19 protein-coding genes are annotated in these 20,455 nt (G+C 45.3%); 10 read left to right on the forward strand and 9 right to left on the reverse strand.

All coding sequences use genetic code 11. From position 1 onward, the window contains the following. Window positions 1–54: 54 nt before the first annotated feature. From Q0785_RS02280 to Q0785_RS02290, 3 genes are all read left to right on the forward strand, one after another. Window positions 55–1,065, forward strand: coding sequence for an NAD-dependent epimerase (locus Q0785_RS02280; RefSeq protein WP_298824721.1), 1,011 nt, complete (start codon window positions 55–57; stop codon window positions 1,063–1,065). Then, window positions 1,065–2,345, forward strand: a complete 1,281-nt coding sequence (locus Q0785_RS02285; protein WP_298824724.1) for a nucleotide sugar dehydrogenase — start codon at window positions 1,065–1,067, stop codon at window positions 2,343–2,345. The genes Q0785_RS02280 and Q0785_RS02285 overlap by 1 nt, the downstream gene beginning before the upstream one ends. Before the next feature lie 143 nt (window positions 2,346–2,488). Continuing rightward, window positions 2,489–2,734: a hypothetical protein gene (locus Q0785_RS02290; protein WP_298824727.1), complete on the forward strand. Its 246-nt coding sequence runs from the start codon at window positions 2,489–2,491 to the stop codon at window positions 2,732–2,734. Window positions 2,735–3,076: 342 nt separating this feature from the next. Here Q0785_RS02290 and Q0785_RS02295 read toward each other — a convergent pair whose 3' ends face one another. The 4 genes from Q0785_RS02295 to Q0785_RS02310 form a co-directional block, all read right to left on the reverse strand. Further along, window positions 3,077–3,253 carry a hypothetical protein gene (locus Q0785_RS02295; protein WP_298824730.1) on the reverse strand — a complete coding sequence of 59 codons (177 nt, stop codon included), beginning with the start codon at window positions 3,251–3,253 and terminating at the stop codon, window positions 3,077–3,079. 432 nt (window positions 3,254–3,685) lie between these two features. Further along, a complete protein-coding gene (locus Q0785_RS02300) occupies window positions 3,686–4,789 on the reverse strand; it encodes a Fic family protein (protein ID WP_298824734.1) in 1,104 nt (367 codons plus the stop codon). 333 nt (window positions 4,790–5,122) lie between these two features. Then, the gene (locus tag Q0785_RS02305; RefSeq protein ID WP_298824737.1) at window positions 5,123–5,728 is read right to left on the reverse strand and encodes a transposase; all 606 of its coding nucleotides are present in this window, start codon (window positions 5,726–5,728) and stop codon (window positions 5,123–5,125) included. Window positions 5,729–5,731: 3 nt separating this feature from the next. Continuing rightward, a complete protein-coding gene (locus Q0785_RS02310) occupies window positions 5,732–7,237 on the reverse strand; it encodes an ATP-binding protein (protein WP_298824739.1) in 1,506 nt (501 codons plus the stop codon). A 195-nt stretch (window positions 7,238–7,432) separates the two neighbouring features. On the opposite strand from Q0785_RS02310, the gene Q0785_RS02315 reads away from it, so the two are divergent. From Q0785_RS02315 to Q0785_RS02325, 3 genes are all read left to right on the forward strand, one after another. Continuing rightward, window positions 7,433–8,719 carry an RNA-binding domain-containing protein gene (locus Q0785_RS02315; protein WP_298824742.1) on the forward strand — a complete coding sequence of 429 codons (1,287 nt, stop codon included), beginning with the start codon at window positions 7,433–7,435 and terminating at the stop codon, window positions 8,717–8,719. A 266-nt stretch (window positions 8,720–8,985) separates the two neighbouring features. After that, entirely contained in the window at window positions 8,986–9,471 is a 486-nt protein-coding gene (locus tag Q0785_RS02320; RefSeq protein WP_298824744.1) for a hypothetical protein, read from the forward strand. A 293-nt stretch (window positions 9,472–9,764) separates the two neighbouring features. Continuing rightward, a complete protein-coding gene (locus Q0785_RS02325; protein ID WP_298824746.1) occupies window positions 9,765–11,183 on the forward strand; it encodes a sodium:alanine symporter family protein in 1,419 nt (472 codons plus the stop codon). A gap of 443 nt (window positions 11,184–11,626) precedes the next feature. Here the strand turns inward: Q0785_RS02325 and Q0785_RS02330 are convergent, their stop codons facing one another. Together Q0785_RS02330 and Q0785_RS02335 are read right to left on the reverse strand one after the other, a co-directional pair. Continuing rightward, on the reverse strand, window positions 11,627–11,893 hold the full coding sequence (locus tag Q0785_RS02330; protein WP_298824749.1) for a hypothetical protein: 267 nt from the start codon (window positions 11,891–11,893) through the stop codon (window positions 11,627–11,629). A gap of 739 nt (window positions 11,894–12,632) precedes the next feature. Next, window positions 12,633–13,265, reverse strand: coding sequence for a hypothetical protein (locus tag Q0785_RS02335; protein WP_298824752.1), 633 nt, complete (start codon window positions 13,263–13,265; stop codon window positions 12,633–12,635). Between the two features lie 295 nt (window positions 13,266–13,560). Between Q0785_RS02335 and galE the strand changes: the two genes are divergently transcribed. Next, a complete protein-coding gene (galE, locus tag Q0785_RS02340) occupies window positions 13,561–14,553 on the forward strand; it encodes a UDP-glucose 4-epimerase GalE (RefSeq protein ID WP_298824755.1) in 993 nt (330 codons plus the stop codon). Between the two features lie 78 nt (window positions 14,554–14,631). Here galE and Q0785_RS02345 read toward each other — a convergent pair whose 3' ends face one another. The 3 genes from Q0785_RS02345 to Q0785_RS02355 form a co-directional block, all read right to left on the reverse strand. Beyond that, complete coding sequence (locus tag Q0785_RS02345; RefSeq protein WP_298824758.1) at window positions 14,632–15,465, reverse strand: S-layer homology domain-containing protein; 834 nt, start codon at window positions 15,463–15,465, stop codon at window positions 14,632–14,634. A 96-nt stretch (window positions 15,466–15,561) separates the two neighbouring features. Beyond that, window positions 15,562–16,140, reverse strand: a complete 579-nt coding sequence (locus tag Q0785_RS02350) for a hypothetical protein (protein ID WP_298824762.1) — start codon at window positions 16,138–16,140, stop codon at window positions 15,562–15,564. After that, window positions 16,115–16,336 (reverse strand): hypothetical protein, encoded by a 222-nt coding sequence (locus tag Q0785_RS02355; RefSeq protein ID WP_298824765.1) that lies wholly within the window; start codon window positions 16,334–16,336, stop codon window positions 16,115–16,117. The genes Q0785_RS02350 and Q0785_RS02355 overlap by 26 nt, the downstream gene beginning before the upstream one ends. Window positions 16,337–16,665: 329 nt before the next feature. On the opposite strand from Q0785_RS02355, the gene Q0785_RS02360 reads away from it, so the two are divergent. From Q0785_RS02360 to Q0785_RS02370, 3 genes are read left to right on the forward strand one after another with little or no spacing between them, the layout of a single operon-like run. Beyond that, window positions 16,666–17,724: an LLM class flavin-dependent oxidoreductase gene (locus tag Q0785_RS02360; protein WP_298824768.1), complete on the forward strand. Its 1,059-nt coding sequence runs from the start codon at window positions 16,666–16,668 to the stop codon at window positions 17,722–17,724. A 12-nt stretch (window positions 17,725–17,736) separates the two neighbouring features. Beyond that, the gene (locus tag Q0785_RS02365; protein WP_298824771.1) at window positions 17,737–18,303 is read left to right on the forward strand and encodes an NADPH-dependent FMN reductase; all 567 of its coding nucleotides are present in this window, start codon (window positions 17,737–17,739) and stop codon (window positions 18,301–18,303) included. A 6-nt stretch (window positions 18,304–18,309) separates the two neighbouring features. Next, complete coding sequence (locus Q0785_RS02370) at window positions 18,310–20,037, forward strand: amidohydrolase (protein ID WP_298824774.1); 1,728 nt, start codon at window positions 18,310–18,312, stop codon at window positions 20,035–20,037. The last annotated feature ends 418 nt before the right edge of the window (window positions 20,038–20,455 follow it).

Below are 20,455 nucleotides of genomic sequence, written 5' to 3' on the forward strand. Positions count from 1 at the left end.
GATTTACATAATAAAAAATGGTAGAATTTTAATAATACAGAATGGGGTTTTTATATGAAAATATTGATAACTGGAGCAGCAGGTTTTATAGGATCAACATTAAGCAAGAAATTATTGAATTTAAATCATAAGATAATTGGTATTGATAATTTGAATGATTACTATTCGGTTTCATTAAAAGAATCTAGATTAGAGTTATTAAGTAATAATAATTTCACTTTCTTTAAAACTGATTTAGAAAATAATAAGGAGATTGATGAAATATTTAAAGAAGAAAAACCAGATGCAGTAGTAAACTTAGCTGCTCAAGCGGGAGTTCGATATAGCATTGAAAATCCTCGCGCTTATATAGATTCAAATATTGTAGGCTTTATGAACATACTCGAGGCTAGTCGTCACAACGAAGTTAAACATTTAATTTATGCTTCATCTAGTTCAGTATATGGAGCAAATACATCATTGCCTTTTTCAACTCATGATAATATTGATCATCCACTCAGTTTGTATGCCGCTACTAAGAAAGCAAATGAATTAATGGCCCATACATATAGCAGTCTTTACAATATACCTACAACTGGATTAAGATTCTTTACGGTCTATGGACCATGGGGGCGTCCAGACATGGCATTATTCATGTTTACTAAAAATATTCTTGAAGGCAAGCCTATTAACGTCTTTAACAATGGTGAAATGATGAGAGATTTTACATATGTTGATGATATTGTAGAAGCTATTACGCGTTTGGTAGAAAAACCTGCTCAACCAAATCCTGAATGGACAGGAGAAAATCCTGATCCAGGTACGAGTTATGCACCTTATAAAATTTACAATATCGGAAATAATAGCCCTGTTCGTTTAATGGACTTTATTGAAGCTATTGAAGAAAAAACTGGCAAGAAAGCGATTAAGAACTTTATGCCGCTACAAGCAGGAGATGTTCCAGCTACTTATGCAAATGTAGAAGACCTCTACAGAGATATTGATTTTCAACCAGAAACAAATATCAAAGATGGCGTAGGGAAATTCGTTGACTGGTATGTCAGCTATTATGGAGTGAAATTATAATGAACAGAAAAATTGGCGTTGTAGGGTTAGGGTACGTAGGTTTACCAGTAGCAGTAGCATTTGGACATGAACATCATATTGTAGGATTTGATATCAATGCAAACCGAATTTCTACTTTAATTGGTGGTACAGATTACACAAATGAAGTAACTGATGAAGAATTGAAAGAAGTAAACATCGACTTTACAGCGGATGCTTCAAAATTGAAAGATACAGATTTTATTATTGTAGCGGTACCAACGCCGATTAACGAGCACAACCAGCCAGATTTAACGCCTCTTCTTAAAGCTTCAGAGACTGTTGGTAAAAACTTAAATAAAGGAACAATTGTGGTATTTGAATCTACAGTTTATCCTGGAGCAACTGAAGAAGAATGTGTACCAGTACTTGAAAAGTTTTCTGGATTAAAATGTGGTACAGACTTTTTTGTAGGCTATTCGCCAGAACGTATTAACCCAGGTGATAAAGAACATACTTTTACTACAATTACTAAAGTAGTTTCAGGACAGACTCCTGAAGTTCTTGAAATTGTAGCTGATACATATTGCAGTGTAGTGAAAGCTGGAGTACACAAGGCTAGCTCAATTAAAGTTGCAGAAGCTGCTAAAGTCATTGAAAATACGCAGCGTGATGTTAACATCGCATTGATGAATGAATTGGCATTAATCTTTGATCTTCTTGACATTGATACCGCTGAAGTGTTGGCCGCAGCAGGAACTAAATGGAACTTCCTTAACTTTTCACCAGGGTTAGTGGGAGGACACTGTATTGGAGTAGATCCGTACTATCTTACTCACAAAGCTCAAGCTGTCGGGTACCAACCAGATGTGATTTTGGCAGGGCGTCGAATAAATGATGATCTTGGTAAGTATATTGCAAGAACTTTAGTAAAAAAATTAATCAAAAAAGGTATTGGCGTTCAAGGAGCAAAAGTTACTGTATTAGGTCTTACCTTTAAAGAAAATGTTCCAGATTTACGTAATTCAAAAGTAATCGATGTGATTCGCGAATTGCAAGAATATGATATTGATGTGCAAGTAACAGATGCAGAAGCTGGTTCGAAAGAAGCCGAGCATGAATATGGAGTGACTTTAATTCCTTATGATGATTTAGAAAAAGCTGATGCTGTAGTATTAGCTGTTCCACATAGAGAGTATGTACAGAAGAGCTGGGGAATTATTCGGTCTTTATTGAAAAATGAGAAAGGCATACTTGTCGACGTGAAAAGTATTTTACCACAAAATGAAAAGCCTGAAGAGGTTGAGTTATGGAGATTATAATTTCCCTATAGTTCTCTATATTACATTTTTACAAAATCCAGTATTGCTAAGCGTTTTGCTTTCATTGGAGAAAAACTCTCAGAAGATTAGCTATTTGTAATCTCTCGGAAATGACTAGAAAAATGTATAGAGAAGGAGAAGAAATGATTTTAAGCGTTATATTAGGAGTTACTGTGGATGCACCTATGTGGATTGCGCATTTAAGCGAAAGCGAAGCAAATCATATCGTGGTATTGGATTATGATTATGTAGGAGAGGCGGAATATAAAGGAAACGTTCTGTATCTATCTCCACTGGATGTAAAAAACTATATGAACAAATTTGACTCAGTGAATTTTTATAAATCCTTGTATGTCTATCCAGGTATGGGAGGCAGAATGTCCTCTTAATAAAATCGCGCCCCTGTGTTGAAGAAGATTCAGTTTATTCACGAAATATGTAGACCCGAAAAACCAAAGCTAGACCCAGAAAGGGGGTTTAAGCTTTGGACTGGGTATAATTAAGAAATCGCGCCCCTGTGTCAGAGACAATTCAGCCTATGCACAACAATTGCATGCCAAAAAAACCGCATCGAGGAACCCCAACGGTTTCGAGGTGCGGCTTTAGCATGTTTATGGGAAGTGCTAAATAGTCATAACTGTTTCGTACACAGGGACCGTTTGGGAACTGCTGGAAAAAAATGCAACAGCGGCTCCTGTATGTTTAGCGGGGAGGTGTCTTGCTATTGCGGGTCAATCTTTCATGATTCCGATTAAATCATAGAGATAATAACGTCGGTTTCGTTGGCGATCGTTTCCGAATACCATATTCAGCTGAACAAGCTGCTTCAGGCTTTGGCGGATCGTGACAGGTGCAAGGTCCGTCAGCATCTCCAATTGTTTAACGTCCGCAATTGGTGAATTGAACATCGCGCGCCAAACTTTTCGCTAATCGCGTCCCTGTGTTGAAGAAGATTCAGTTTATTCACTAAATATGTAAACCCAAAAGTCCAAAGTCTGATGCAGCAGGAGTTTCAGGCTTTGGACTGGGTATAATTATCTGAATAGTTAAATACCTATAATTGTGTCTAACACAGGGACCATTTGGGAACTGCTGGGAATTCTCGACTTTTGAAAATCGCGCCCCTGTGTCAGAGACAATTCAGCCTATGCACAACAATTGCATGCCAAAAAAACCGCATCGAGGAACCCCAACGGTTTCGAGGTGCGGCTTTAGCATGTTTATGGGAAGTGCTAAATAGTCATAACTGTTTCGTACACAGGGACCGTTTGGGAACTGCTGGAAAAAATTGCAACAGCGGCTCCTGTATGTTTAGCGGGGAGGTGTCTTGCTATTGCGGGTCAATCTTTCATGATTCCGATTAAATCATAGAGATAATAACGTCGGTTTCGTTGGCGATCGTTTCCGAATACCATATTCAGCTGAACAAGCTGCTTCAGGCTTTGGCGGATCGTGACAGGTGCAAGACCCGTCAGCATCTCCAATTGTTTAACGTCCGCAATCGGTGAATTGAACAGCGCGCGCCAAACTTTATGTGTAGAGGGCTGGGCTAACCTTGCCAATCCCGACTGGTAGAGTTCCTCTGCCTGATTTAATTTATCATACTGGTGGCCAGCCATTTTAATGGTAGCATCCAGGAAAAAGCTAATCCAGGATTTCCAATCGGGCACTGGTTTGCCGATGCCACGGACACCGTTTAACAACGCGTAGTATTTGAATTTCTCTCGTTCCAATTCTTCGCTCAAGAAAAAATAAGGTGTTTCGATCAGCTTGCTCTGCAATAAATAAAGGACGATTAAGATGCGTCCCAACCGGCCATTTCCATCCAGAAAAGGATGGATCGATTCGAATTGGGCGTGTATGATGGCTGATTTGATTAGTGGATGCAATTCGTCCAACTGCTCTTCTGCATAGGGATTGCCATTAATGAACCGTTCCAAATTCGTCATATACTGATCCATCAATTGAGGTTCAGGTGGAATATAGGCGGCATCTTTCAATTGATTAGTAGGGCCGATGAAATTTTGGACACGCCGATAGTGACCTGCAGCACCGGATGAGCCTCTTGCGTTTTTCATGAGGACTTCATGGATTTGTCGGATTAGCCGTTCGGATAAGGGATATCCCGCTTGCACCGCTTCAATCCCGATTGCCAGCGCTTCCTGGTAATTTCTCACTTCGGTCTTTTCCCAGTCGTCCTGGTGATCCAATTGATCCTCCAACATATCATGGAACGTCACTTGCGTCCCTTCAATTCTTGTCGACTGTACGGACTCCATTAATGTGATCAGTTCTAGGAATGATTGATTGACAACTGAATAACGCAATTTCTCTTTTAACTTCTCCAATTTGGCCGAAGCTGTCACGACTTTTTTATAAAAAAACAATTCAGTTTCACTGTCAAATTCAATCGGGAGGTAGGGCAAAGTATATGGCTGTTTCAAATGATCACCTCTAACATAAATTTTTTCATATTTTTTATTTTAACATACTTAATCAGGATATAACGATATTTTTTGAGTGTTTTATAACTTTAAAATGCATCCCTGTGTCAGAGACAACTCGTCCCTTCAGGTAATAAATCGCGCCCCTGTGTCAGAGACAATTCCATCTATGCAAAACAAATGCATGCCCAAAATGCCGCATCGAGGAATCTTAAGGGTTTCAAGGTGCGGCTTTGGCATGTTTATGGGAAGTGCTAAATAGTCATAATTGTTTCGTACACAGGGACCATTTGGGAACTGCTGGGAACCGGTGCCCTCTGAACCCCCTGCATTCTACATCACCGGCGGCTCCATATCCTCCACATGCACGTCTTCTTCCGCGTTCTGCGCATAGGTCAGGCAGTACATGCAGTAAGCTGTATTGTTCTTCTCGAAAGGTTCCGGCAGCAAACCCCGCAGCAGCTCCCGGTCCAAAAACACCGGTGCCGGGAGAGTATCGTCCCAGTAAAGCGGAAACGAACTATAGGGATACTGCTCCAGGCGCTCGACCATCGGCTGCTTCGTCTGGATCGGGTTGCGGTGGATATAGCTGCTGACGGTGAGAAGTCCTAGGCGCGAATCGACTTCCTTGGCAAAATAGCGCTTCTGGTAGATCCGGCCGATGTGGCCGTAACGTTTGGCATAAGATGCGCTATAGCGCCGGTTGACCAGCCCCATGATTTTGTGCAGCGGATCGCGCTCGGTTTTAATCAGGATGTGGTAATGGTTGGTCATGAAACAATACGCCAACAGCTTGAACGGGTAATCGGCATAGACGTGCAGGAAGGCGCGTTTCAATTCGAACATGTCTTCCTTCGTCCGGAAAATCGGCTGCCGGTTGTTACCGCGCATGATGACGTGGTAATAGGCATGCGGGTTGAACGCTCGTTTTCGGGTCATGGCTCACCTCATCAGTGAACTATGCGTACGCGAAGCGCTGATCTTCCACTCGAGCGCTTCATCGACTGCCGTGTCCGTTACTTCGTCGTCGCCTGACAGATCGGAAATGGTCCGGGCCAGCCGCAGGATTTTCATCGTGGAGCGACTGCTCAGCTTTTCCTGGAAACTGACCGATTCGATCCGTGCCAATTGTACAGGGGTGAACTGCGTTTTTTCCTCGAACAGCTTGAACGGCACGATGGCATTCGTGTAATTGGCGCCATAGCGGATTCGCTGCAGGGCGCGGGCAGCCCCCGTCAGTTTGCGCAGTTCTTCCGAAGTGACTGCGGTCGATTGTGCCAGAACGCCTTGGTTTTTCATTTCCAGCACAAAATCAACCCGGTCGATGATCGGACCCGTGATTTTCTGCATATATTTCAAGCGGGCTTTGTCGCCGCAGGTGCAGTATTTCTCGTGGGAGCCGTAATAGCCGCAGGGACACGGGTTGGTCGCAGCAATCAGGTTAATGGCTGCGGGGAATTGATCGGACCCTTCGACACGATTGACCACGGCAAAGCCGCTTTCGAGCGGCTGGCGTAAGGTACCGATGACACGCCGCGGGAAATGGCCCAGCTCATTCAGGAACAATACCCCGCGATGCGCCAGCGACATTTCGCCGGGCTTCGGGTAGCGGCCGCCGCCGACAATCGCTCCTTCCGAAGACGAATGATGCGGACTGCGGAACGGCGGGCGCTCGGATAAGGAGCGCGCTTGTTTGGCGAGCTGGTAGATGCTGTAGACTTCCAAAATCTCGTCATGCGCCAAATCTGGCAGAATCGTATGGAAGGCATTGGCGAGCAGACTTTTGCCGCAGCCGGGCGGACCGCTCATCAGCACATGGTGGCCGCCCGCCGCTGCCAGTAACAATGCACGCTTCGCATCATCATGGCCGCGAATGGCGGAAAAACAGACGTGCGGAATCTTTTCGGTATCTTCATAGAGAATTTCGGGTTGCAGTAGGGTGAGGTCGTCGTCAAAAAGGGAAGTTTTTCCGCTCAAGTGGGAAAGCAGTGAGGGCATATCCGGCATGCGGATCAATTCGACATCCGCCGCTTGCGCAAACAGGGAGATTTCGATGGGTGGAATGTAGATGCGTTTAAAGCCCAGCAAAATGGCTTGGTGGATGGTAGGGATCATGCTGTGGAAGGTCGTCAGTTCACCCGACAAGGTCAATGCCGCGATAAAGCAGGTGTGCTCGGGAATCTCGAGTGGCTTTTTCTCCATGGCCTGCAAAACCGCCAGCAGCATCGCCGCGTCGTAGGACGTGCCTTGCTTTTTCACATCGGCGGGCGACAGGTGGATGGTGATTTTCTTCATGTCGATGTCTTTGCCCAGGGCATGCAGGCAATTCAAAATCCGTTCTTTCGACTCTTTGATCGACGCATCCGGCAAGCCGATGATGACGCATTGTTCTTTGTCTTCCCGCACCGTCGCCTCGACCCGGATCACTTGTCCGGCAAGGCCGCTCATGCCGACACTGTAGATGTAACTGGATATACAAATCCCTCTTTTCTATTTAGTTTGGCTGTACCTTTTCATTGTAGGGGAAGTGGTTGATATTATCGAAATATTTTTTCGATTCGAAAAGGTAATTGATTAATCGATTATAATCGATTATAATCGATTTATATATTAATTGATTTAAAAATGGAGGAGACGGGGGTGATGCATATGTTCGAAGAAAGCCAAAAACTTGAGTTGAAGCGTGAAATAACAGAAGGACTGAAAAAAGAAATTATAGCTTTTGCCAATACAGATGGAGGAGAAATACTAATTGGAATTGAAGATGACGGTACAGTGGTCGGCTTGACAAACGCCCAAAAAGACTTGGAAACCATCAGCAATATATTGAGGGACAGCATAAAGCCGGATATATTGGTGCATAGCTCCGCTGAAATCTTGACCATTGATGGCAAGCAAGTAGTGAAAATTGAAATTACACGCGGGTCGAGAAGACCTTATCATCTTGCAAGTAAAGGGATGAAGCCTTCCAGTGTTTTTGTCCGGCACGGCACATCAGCCAGTGCGGCATCAGATGAAGCGATTCGTCAAATGATCATAGAGTCAGATGGTACTCAATATGAGAACATGCGATGCATCAATCAATCCTTAACTTTTCATGAAACGACTCAATTGTTTGAAGCTGAAGGACTGGCCTTTGGAGCAATACAGCAAAGAACACTTGGAATCATTAATTCTGATAATTATTATACAAACCTGGGACAGCTCTTGGCGGATCAGTGCGAACACTCCATTAAAGCTGCTCGCTATAAAGGGATTACCAAGTTGGATTTTCAGGACCGCAAAGAATTTAAAGGTTCTGTTATGAAACAAGTGGATGAAGCTTTTGACTATATGCAATTGCATAACGCCACATCCGCAAATTTTAACGGGTTACATCGCAAGGATACAACAGAATATCCAGTTTTCGCTTTACGGGAAGCATTGGTAAATGCAGTAGTACACCGGGATTACGGTTTTAGCGGAAGTATATTGATTCATATCTTTGATGACCGGATTGAAATTGTATCTATTGGCGGTTTGGTACAAGGATTAACTTTGGTGGATATTGAATTGGGAATCTCACAAAGCAGAAATCCAAGACTGGCTAACTGCTTTTACCGGATGAAATGGATTGAAAGTTACGGAACTGGTTTACAACGGATCAAGGAAAGTTATCATGGTTCAGGTAAACAGCCTTATTGGAATATTGGTCCGAACTCTTTTGTTGTGGTGTTGCCGAAAAATGAATTAGAAGAAACCATCAGCCAGGATTCTCCCGAGATCGTACAATGGATTGAAGAAGCAGGCACATTCACCAGTAAGGAACTTGAAGATCATTTAGAGAAAAGTAAATCATACGTCAGAAGTTTGTTGGAATCTTTGATGGAAGAACGGATTATCGAGCGCATTGGTAAAGGACGAGCTACCAAATACAGGAAGAGAATCTAAATCCATTCGCGTTGTTCAAGTTCGATTTGACGAGGATGTTAAACGTCAAGCTATAGAAGTTTCAAATAATAGGGTAATAGCTAGAAGTATAGCCATTACTGTGTTCTCGAGACATGTTAGCTGCGCTTTCCGTGAAGCATTTCCAAAGCGAAAGAACTGGCTTTAAGAAGTGACTCTTATGCTCAATCTATCTACCAATGCAATTGTCAGAATTGGCTTCTTGTTTTATTGTTAGGAGAGTCGAATAGTTGAAAGAGGTGGCTGTGGTGTCAAAATGTCAGGATTGCCAACAGAATGAAGTGTTTGTCCATTTCGGTGAAGAAACGCTCTGCCTGGACTGTTATAACGGGCGGATGGAAAAACGGTTTGGGGTTGCAGCAGCCAGTTATCCGGAAGGTGTCGCCATTCGAGACGGATTAGGCGAAGTCCATCATTTTCAATTGCGCAAACGCCTGGATCCAATCGGTATTTTCATGGAAGCGGAAGAACTGAAACCTGGTGGATATCACTTTAAGCTGCAGGGAGATCTATACTGTGACCAAGGGAGGCTGCTTTTAGACTTGATAGAGAAAGCCGAACGGGGAATGGCTGAACACTATGTGGAGAGGCGGACGTTCCCTAATGGCCAATCGTATGATGCGATCAAGAATAGGCTGGCTGGAAGAATTGAATGGAATCCGGCAGACGAAGATGTTCCGTTGCTGGTGGTTGACGGCAACTCATATACATGGGAAGAAGTCTGCAAATGCTGATGGCTTTCGAAGGGTTTCAAGTGAAACTTGATATGGTGGATCCGTATGAGGAGATCGAGTGGGAATAGAGCGGGCACCTGCTCTATTTCCAATTAATGAGCAGATGAAGAAAGAAACCTCCACTTTTCACGAATTAATTATCTTACTATTCTAAAAAAAACAACGTCCGTTCCTAGTACCAGTCCTATTTGAAATTTTCTACTGTTTACTCTAAAAAGTTCCTTGAATTCCGTTTGAAAGGGTCCGGACTAGGGAATTAATTGATATCTTGAGATAACATAGGAGGAACACAGGTGGAACGTTTTTTGCAGGGGGTTGCTGATTTTTCAGCTTGGTTATGGGGGATTCCGCTTATCACCATGCTATTGATATCAGGTCTTTATATGACAGTTAAACTTGGATTTTTTCAATTCCGTTATTTTGGCTATATTGTCGGACAGACGTTCGGCAGCGTATTTAAAAAACCGAAAGGGGAAGGGACCGTCACTCCGTTTCAGGCGCTGACGTCTGCTTTGTCTTCCACCATCGGAGCAGCGAACATTGTCGGTGTGCCGGCGGCGATTATGTTCGGTGGGCCGGGAGCGGTTTTTTGGATGTGGGTCATTGCGCTGATCGGCATGGCGCTCAAATTCGCTGAAAGCGTACTTGCGGTTGAGTACCGCGAGAAAAATAGCATGGGCGAGTTTGTCGGCGGTCCCATGTACTACATGACGAAAGGGTTAAACATGAAGTGGCTGGGCATTTGGTTTTCATTTGCCTTGATGATTGAGTTGATCCCAAGCATCATGGTCCAAGGGAATTCGATCGCGACTACAGTACAAGCGACCTTCAACATTCCGTTGTTGTGGACGGGGATTGCGACCGCTATCCTTATATCCATTGTTGTGTTCGGTGGCATCAAGCGAATCGGTAAGGTCACAGAAATTTTCGTTCCCTTTATGGCATTGATTTACGTCGGTGGCGCGATCGTGATTTTGTTGATGAATGTCCGTGCCGTGCCCGAATTCTTTATGCTGATTTTCAGCAATGCCTTTTCGCCTGCTCCTGTTATGGGCGGTTTTGCAGGGGCAGCGATTGTGGAAGTGATCCGGTGGGGATTTGCCCGCGGTCTGTATTCAAACGAAGCTGGACTCGGTACAGCCCCGATTGCCCATGCAGCTGCCATGACAGATCATCCTGTTCGACAGGGATTCTGGGCAGTCATTGGCGTGGTTGTCGATACGCTGATTGTCTGCACGGCAACCGCTTTTGTAATTTTGTCTTCGGGTGTTTGGACGGAAGACGGGGCAATGGAGAATTCCTCTGCTTTGACGAGCCTGGCATTTGAATCTTATTTCGGCCAATTTGGTGCAGTTCTCGTAACCATTTCATTGATTTTCTTTGTCCTTTCTACGATTTTGGTTGTTATTTTCTACGGCGCCAAGCAGGCTGAGTTCCTGTTTGGCATGAAAGCGTCTTATGGCATGCAAGTGGTGTATATCCTTGCGGTTGTTTTGGGCGCGGTCGGAGCAGCAGAAGTGATCTGGGGATTCCTCGATATCATGCTGGCAGCTATCCTCATTCCGAACGTCATCGCCATCTTGCTGTTAAGCAAAAAAGTAAAAGCATTGACCATCGAGTTTTTTACATCGGATGAGTATTACATAAAAGACCAAAAAGAGAAACAACGAAACAAAAAGAAAAAAGCAGCGAGAGCGGGTTATGATTCGTAACATCAGCTCTGCGTCAAAAGCCTTGAATTCCCGAGAAGGGAAGTTCGGGGCTTTTTTGCTGGTTGTCCAGAATATCAAAAAAGCGTGTTGTTGTGTTAGAGGAAAGTTAGATTATGTACAACAATTACATGCTGAAAATGCCGTAGGGTTTTCCTCTCAGTAAAGTGGAGAAGACCTATACGGAATGGAAGCTCTTGTCTCTTATGGGAATAGATTGTAATCATCTTTGAAATCTGACAGAGCTTTGTCAATTCAGTTTCCAGTATCTATAAATAATTGGTTTATAACATTTCTAATCTGTGAATAAAGCAGGTTATGCTGGTTCCAAAACAAGAAAAAGCCTTTCCGATTTTAGTCGGAAAGGCATCTTTTAATAGCAAGAATAACGCAGCTGGTGTTTAACGCATGTGCCCCAGTGAGCTTATTCGCCAAGCAAAACTTACTTATTGGCCAACCGTTTCTTTTCGTTCTTTTTCGTATTCGGAAATTACTTTATTGACAGTTTCATAATCTAATCCGTACATATCAGCAATATTACGAACAATGGATTTTTTATAGGCTTCACTCATGATTTGTTTTGGGTTATCTCTTAATTCAGGATCATAAAAACTTTCAAGATTTGAATACTCTTTGTTTGTAAGGCCTGTATGTGAAATATCATCAGTCACTATTAGATTCACATTTCTTCCAGCGCGTCTCCTATTCATCACAATTCAGCTCCTTTTCTTTTCTATGATATTCTCTATCCGATGCATTTATTTTCTCCTCAGGCAGTACTGTGATTATTTGGAATTTTCCACTTGGATATAGACGCCCTACAACTTTAAGAAGTCGTCCCTCTTCAGTTTCGCAAAAAACATCGAAAGCATGTCCTTCCATTATCTTTCCAATCGGAAGTGAAGGAGGTTTCTGCTGATTAAGTCTCACAACCCAACAGGGGTCGTCTAAAGCATCTTCAAGCTCTGATAAATAAACACCCTATTTTTCTTCAATTTTAGCTACTGCATGGGGTTTGATAAAAAAATTTTCGTATGTTTTTTCAAAATAATTGATCCAAGCCTCACTAGTCATTAGGTTAATTCTATCCTCCTAATTATATCATTTTCAGAATTGTTTATGAAATAACTGACCTTTATATTATCACTGTTTTTAAAGGAAAGTAAAATCTGAACTTGACTGAGTATGGCAAAATGAAAAAGCTGCTTGTGCGGAGATTTGAGCCACTAATTCCAAAGGGTAAGTACAGGTACAGCGATTGCATAGTAGGCAAGCGTCCACTAATAAAGGCTTGGCTTTTTAGAAAAAAGATCTCCCTCCAAATCTTAATAAAATGAAGTTGCAACTATTTTAATAATGGTTGAGAGTCGGGGACACCATCGCAAAAACGAGGGAGATACCGTGACGGTCACTTTGTACTTGCATGATTAGTTTATTCGACCAATCAGTGAATCAGGTTCCTGCTCTATTAATCTGCCTTTTCTTTTCAAAACGGTTATACATGGCAATAGTGACGGCAGCCAGCAGAAGGACTGTGGCATTTTGCCACGACAGGAGCGGGGCGGATAGGCTTGAAATCAGCAGCTCCAATGCGAACAGCAAGACCAGCAATAACCCGGTCGGCACATCAGCGCGTTTGGCAAGCAGCCGGATTGCCAGGATGCTCACCACAAGCAGCAGGCCGTGAAGTGCGGCTTCTACCCAATTGTTTTCCAAGCTTTGCAGGATGGTTTGGTACGATAGGAAAAACAGGAGCCAGGCAACAGGCGCTTGCCTCGCCAGGTCGTCATGCTTTTTCTGCGCCAAAACCAGATAACCAGTGACGAATGCTAGCCCGAGCAGATGCCCATTTAAGCCGCCATTAAAATAAAGAATGGATAAAGGCATATCGAGAAAATAGTCGAAATTAAAAAGGATGTAGCTGAACTTCCAGACGAGGATATAGAGCGTAATGGCATTCCCGTACCATTCGCCGGATTTATCTCCCAGTACAAATCGCATCATCAGGCTTGCCGCTAAGGCTCCCAAAAGGACAGCAACCCATACAGCGGGCACGGTCAAGTGAAAAATCGGTACATAGCTCACAGCCGCATCTCCAATCGGTTTCTATTCATTTAAGAAGATTCCTCCAGTTGTCTTGAAAATCTAGTGCTCAACGTTTTCCATTATAGCTGAAGGTGCTATGTTTTATTGATACGAAGATCCATATTCTTAGCGTACAAGATAGCTGGTAAGCCGAACCGTTTCTTTAGTTGATTTGCATGGACTGTATTTACCAGTCTTTATTAATCTGAAAATTAGTTAAGTAACTGGGATGGAAAATGGTAAACTTTATGCATACTAAACAGAATTACTGAACCTGAGAAGGAGTGAAAACCTGATGGATATACTGGTTACAGGGGGAGCCGGCTATATCGGTTCTCATACTTCCATTGCTTTGCTTGAAGCCGGACATTCGGTCATCATTGCTGATAATTTCTGCAACAGCAAACGTGAGACGATTGAAAGCATTCGGCGGATTGCGGGCAGGGAAGTGACTCTTTACGAGGTTGATCTAACGGATGCCCAAGCGGTTGAAGCGATTTTTAAAAATCATCCGATTGATGCCGTCATTCATTTTGCTGGGCTGAAGGCGGTGGGGGAATCCATCCAAAGGCCACTCGACTATTATTACAACAATGTGGTCAGTACCCTGGTGCTTGTTCGCTCCTGCCTCAGCCACGATGTGAAAAAGTTCGTCTTCAGCTCTTCGGCGACGGTGTATGGGGATACCGATTCGGTGCCGTTTATGGAAACGATGGATCGGTTGGTGACGACGAATCCATACGGAGAGACGAAAGCGATGAGTGAGCGGATTTTAACGGATGTTGCTAAAAACAACGCGGATTTCTCTGTATCCATTCTTCGGTATTTCAATCCGGTGGGAGCGCACGAGAGTGGATTGATCGGTGAAGCTCCTAACGGGACGCCATCCAATCTCATGCCTTATATTACGCAAGTGGCAAAAGGGAAACTGAAGGAATTGAAAGTCTTCGGCAATGATTACCCGACTGTGGACGGTACAGGGGTGCGTGATTATATTCACGTGGTGGACTTGGCTGATGGCCATATTGCAGCATTGGAAAACCTTACGGAAGGCGCTCATATCTATAACTTGGGAACGGGCAAAGGAACCAGTGTGATGGAATTGATAAAAGCCTTTGAAGAAGCGAGTGGCATTGAGATCCCTTATGAGGTGATCGAACGGAGGCCGGGAGACATTGCGCTATGCTACGCAGATGTGTCGAAAGCCGAGCGGGAATTGAATTGGACCGCCAAACGCGACGTTCTGGCGATGTGCCGGGATGCGTGGAGGTTTGAGCGGGACAATTAGGTTTCATGAGAATCGAAAAGCAGCAGGCTCCTGAGTTGATGGGAGCCTGCTGCTATTTTGTTTAGAGATGCTGTTCATTTATTCCACATCAATCAATTCAAAAACCGTTCCGTTGTCATTCACCGTTTTAACCTTGGCGAACCCTTCGACGAAGTATTCTTTATAACCGAACTCCACCGTCACTTCGACGGCATTGGTGAAGGTGCGGTAAGGCGTTTCCACCGTTACGCCAACAGCTGTGATCGTATGCGTGACATCACTCGGAGTGAGCGGCTTGCCTTCAGCAGACGGATAGATGCTGTGGGTAGTGCCGACTTCAATCGGATAACCGAGCAGCGGCGGATCGAATCGGTCGACTACCGGATATGCATGGATCAGATTTTTTCGGGTTTCCACTTCTCCATAGATGTAAGTTTCATTGATAGCCGGCACATTCCGTGCCCAGCTAAAGCCGATCGGTTCATCAGCCGGACTCTTTGTATATTGGTAGGTATGCGTTTCGATGCCGTGCGTACCGGTGTTATACGTATAGGTTTTCGTCTTATCTTTCATGTACGAGTGGGGAATCCGTGCATCGTTCTTGAACTCGGGTTCGAGCCCGCGTGCCAGGAATGCGGAAAATTGTCCGCGCGTCACATGTGCAGTTGGCTTGAACGTATGATCGGGATAACCGATGGTGATGTTGACTGACAGGATTTCCGAAATCGCTTCATAAGCCTTCATGTTCGGCGACACATCCGTAAAGTCGGCTGTCACTGAAAAGGGTGTCGGGAATACCTGGGCTAAAATGATCGCCATATCACCGCGCGTAATCGGAGCATCCGGACGGAACGTGCCATCGGGATAGCCGTTGATGTAACCGGCTTCCTGAGCTTCAGCTATGAAGCCGCTCGCTTTTTGGCCTTTCTTCACATCTGAAATTGTGTGGGGGCCTGGCACGCACACAACTTAGAGAGACATTCGCACTTGGATATGTTTTATCCACATAAAAAAAGCAGAGCAGTAAAATTACTGCTCTTGCTCGTTAATTGCATTGAAGAACACATCGGCTACTTCTTTTTCTTTAATCCCTACTAATCGGGAATAAATATAATCCTGATCTAACTCGTTCGCTTCATAGAGTTTCGTCATCCATTTCAATTGCTCTTTTTCCTTCCAATGCACAAGCGCTCTTAATCTATCGCAAAAGATATCTTCCGGACTAATCATATGAACAATGCATCCGTCATCTGTCAGCACATCTCTTACTTTGTCATAACTGCCTTCCAGATAGTTGTCAGGAATTTCAACAGAGACTTGCAACTCTTTTAAATAGCTGTCTTTGCCTTGCCTTTCAAAACCCAACTCAACTAGAGCCTCCATGATTTTTTCATGTGACGTTGCAACAAAATCGATATCAACAGTCGCGTATTGTCCAGTAGTATAATACTCAACACTGAGGCCGCCGACTACAATCAGTTGAATTTCCGAATGCTTCGTTTCTACATATTCCGTTACAATCCCAGCAACTCGAATGTTTTTGTCTGCTAACGGGAGTTCTTTTAAATTTGCCAATTTTTCTTTATAAGGTTCCGCTCTGTTTTCCATATTCTTTTTCAAACATCAGAAGGATTTTTGTCTCATCTTCGGAGCGGGGGCGTTGTCTTCCCGGTTTTAAATCAGAAACAATTTCTCCTGTCCTCTCTTCTAAAGTTTTCAGAAAATCGTCAGGCAGAGTCGACTTGGAATTTCGACGCTCCTTCATGGCAATGCTTGCAATTTCCAGTTTACGTTTGGGCTCCATTGTCGATCACCTCTTTTCTATATAATAGCATATTTTTGTTGCAATCAATAAGATTGTAATTCTGTATATAAGTTGTGTCTTACCATAGAATAAAGTTGGAATTGTGCGGGTGCCAGGCACGCACACAATTCCCACACAATTCATCTCGATCCCCTGAAATGCCTTTTTTAGGTTTTTATAGTATCTTTTTGTATACTATGCCACTTTAAAGTGCGTACTTATCATCTGGGAGATTAGTGCTTATACTGGGAGTAGAGACTTTAGAGCATGGGGGATTTTGTTCCCCGCTTCCCGCAACTGCGGGAGAAAGAGAAAGGTGGATTTACTTTATGGAAAAATATCGGATCAATCCAGACAACGGCATCGAGTTTGGCATCTATACACTTGGCGATCATCTCCCGAATCCTGCGACAGGCGAACGGATTTCTGTACAGGAGCGGATTCATGAAATCATCGACTATGCGGTGCTTGCAGAGCAGGCAGGCGTTGACTTTTTCAGTGTGGGCGAAAGCCATCAGGAATATTTTGCGACACAAGCGCACGCGGTGGTCCTTTCGGCGATTGCGCAGGCGACGAAGAAGATTAAAATCGCCAGTTCTTCTACCATCATCAGCACATCCGATCCGGTTCGGGTCTATGAAAACTTCGCGACGCTTGATTTGATTTCTGATGGCCGCGCGGAAATTGTGGCAGGGCGCGCTTCCCGGGTCGGACTTTTCGACTTGCTCGGGTACGATCTCCATAATTACGAAGAGTTATTTGAAGAAAAATTCGAGCTGCTGCGTCTGATCAATGACAACGAAATCGTCAATTGGAGCGGGGAATTCCGTGCACCTCTGCGCAATGCGCAAGTCCTTCCGCGGCCGGTCAACGGTTCGATGCCGATTTGGCGGGCAGTGGGCGGTACGCCTGCCAGTGCGATGAAAGCGGGATACGCAGGTGTGCCGATGTTCATGGCTCACTTGGGTGGCGCCACATCGCAGTTTAAACGGACGGTGGACAGCTACCGTGAAGCAGCGCGTGCAGGCGGGCATAATCCTGACGAGCTGCCGATTGCGACCGCCGGCTTTTTCTACGCAGCAGAGAATTCCCAACAGGCACTGAAAGAGCTATACCCTCATATCAATGAAGGTATGAAGCGCACCAATGGCGGCGGATTTCCGAAGCAGCTTTTTGCGCAGGGCGTGGATCCGCACAATATTATGAACATCGGCAGCCCTCAACAAATCATCGAGAAAATCCTGCATCAGCACGAAGTGTTCGGGCATCAGCGCTATATCGCGCAAATCGATTTTGGCGGCATGCCGATGGACAATATCAAGAAAAACCTGGAGTTGATCGGTACAGAAATTTTACCGGCAATCAAAAAATACACAGCTAAGAAATAAGGAGGAATTGGAATGAAGATTGTTGGATTATCCGGTTCCCAAATCGGTTCGAAAACAAGAATCGCCGTTGAGGCAACACTCAAGGTCATGGCGGAAAAATACCCGGAAGTGGAAACGACGTTGATCGATTTGGCTGATTACAAGATGGAGTTCAGCGACGGCCGCAATTACTTGGATTACAGCGGCGATACGGGCTATGTAACGAAAACGATCATGGAAGCGGATGCCATCGTCATCGGCACGCCGATTTTCCAGGCATCGATTCCGGCTGCCTTGAAGAATATCTTTGATTTATTGCCAGTCAATGCGTTCCGCGACAAAGTCGTCAGCATGCTGGTGACGGCAGGGTCCGCCAAGCATTATTTAGTGGTGGATACGCAGTTGAAGCCGATCCTTGCGTATATGAAAGCGCAGATGGTCCAAACTTTCGTGTTTATTGAAGAAGTGGATTTCCATCAAAAGGAAATCATCAACCACGACGTGCTGTTCCGCCTCGAGCGCCTGGCAGAAGACACCGTGGTATTGACGGAAACTTTCACGAAGATCCGTGAAGAAAAAGAAGCGGAATATGATTTTTAATAAGAGTTGAGAGGAGCCGCTGCGGATGCAGGGCTTCTTTTTTTCGCTGATTTTATTTTCTTCAGCGTCTTGTATTACAGGTGGAAGGCAAAGGGTATGGATATGGAAAAGCGGAGTGCAGGAAGGAGTGGGCGTATGGGCCAATCCAACGTATTTGTGAATGGAAAGATCTTTACGTCGAATCCCGAGCAAGCTGTTGCATCGGCGATGGCCATAAAGGACGGGCGAATCGAGTGGATCGGGGACGATGTGGAGGCACTTTCAATAGAAGGGACTCGGATCGACTTATCGGGGAGACGGGTGCTGCCGGGTTTTATCGACGCGCATCTGCATCCGTTATTCCTCGCAAATATCGCGAGGCAAGTAGCATGCACCGCTCCGCGCGTGCATTCGATTGCTGATATGATCGACGAATTGAAAAAACGTCAGGAAGCGCAAACGCCAGGCGACTGGATCGAGGGCTGGGGCTACGACGAAGGAAAGCTCGCGGAACGGCGGACGCCCAACCGCAGCGACCTCGACCGGGTCAGCACGGATTCGCCGATTGTCGTGACCCGCACTTGCGGACATACCGTCTCCGTCAACAGTAAAGCGCTGGAACTTGCAGGGATCGGCAAAGAGACAGTTGATCCCGCAGGCGGCAAAATCGACCGGGACGATAGGCGCGAACCGACAGGCATCCTGCGTGAAAGCGCCCGTTTCCTGGTACTCGATCTGTTGCCGAAACAGACGATGGATGAGCAGGCGCAGCTGATTGCGGGCTTGACTGACGAACTGTTCAGCTACGGCATTACGGGTATCACCGATCTGATGGCGCTGACGCGGCCGGTCGATTATGTGGAATTATACAAGCTGGCCCGCCGGAAAGGGTTGAAGCAGCGGACCGCTCTTTATACGATTTGGTCGGATGCGAGAGCTGATGATGTCTTGACGAATGAAACGACGGATACGACGCAGCCAGTCTTCATCAGCGGCATCAAATTGTTTGCGGACGGCAGTGTGTCGGGCAGAACAGCATGGGTCGATCCGGCATACAACGGGACAGACGATGAATATGGGATTTCGACGATGGAAACCGATGAACTTTTGGAAGCAGGGGAAGCCGCAAAGCAGCACGGCATCCAAGTGGCCGTCCACGCGATGGGGGAGCAGGCAATTTCGCAGGTGGTTGACGCATTTCACGGACAACAGGCGTGGCTAGAGGATGCGCCGTCTATCCGCATCGAGCACGCGGCGATGCCGACGGCGGATGCGATGCGGAAATCGGGGGACGCGAACATTGCCTTCGTGCCGCAGCCGGTTTTCCTGTTCGCTGAAATCGAAAGCTATTTGCATAACCTCGGCGCCGAGCGCACCAAATCCACCTACCCGATCCAGAAGATGATCGGCGCGGGCATTCCGGTTGCCTTTTCATCCGATGCGCCGGTGAACGGCTGGACCGAACCGCTCAATCCGTTTGTCGGCATCCAGGCCGCCGTGACCCGGATCGCCTACGACGGCACCGATACCGGACAGGACGAACGCATCGGGGTCGAAAAAGCCATCGAACTCTACACGAAAAGCGCGCAGGAAATTACGCGAATCAAAGATGTCGGGCAGTTGAAACCTGGATTCCACGCGGATTTTATTGTCATGGAGGAAGATATTCTGGAGATGGATGAGATGGAGATCGGGCATGCGCGTGTCCTGGAAACGTATATGGCGGGGGAGCGAGTGTATTGCCGGGATGAGTGAAGCCTATCTTCTCGATCGATTTGAAAATATGAAGCAGAAGGGGAAATGGAGGGATGAAACGACTAGAGTTGCTGGTGATTTTGCTTGTGTTGATTGCCATCGGCTTGGTGATTTTCTGGCTGGTTGTTGGGGATGGTGGGTTTGTGGGTTAGCAGGGTGAACACTCGGGTTAGCACAGCGAACACCCGGGTTAAGAAGAAGAAACCCGGTTGGCAGGGCGAACACCTGGGTTAGCAGAGTGAACACCCGGGTTGAGAAGAATGTTTGTTATGAAGGAAGGAGAGTATTCAGGTAGAGAAGGTGTCGTTAGGTGGAAAAGGCGAATTTTCATGTAGAAAAGTTGAAAGTTCATGTAGAGAAGATGAATACTCATGTAGAAGATGGAGATATTCATGTAAAGAAGGTCTCGTCATGTAGA

It is taken from the genome of uncultured Planococcus sp., assembly GCF_947501725.1.
GTDB classification, from domain to species: Bacteria; Bacillota; Bacilli; order Bacillales_A; family Planococcaceae; genus Planococcus; species Planococcus donghaensis_C.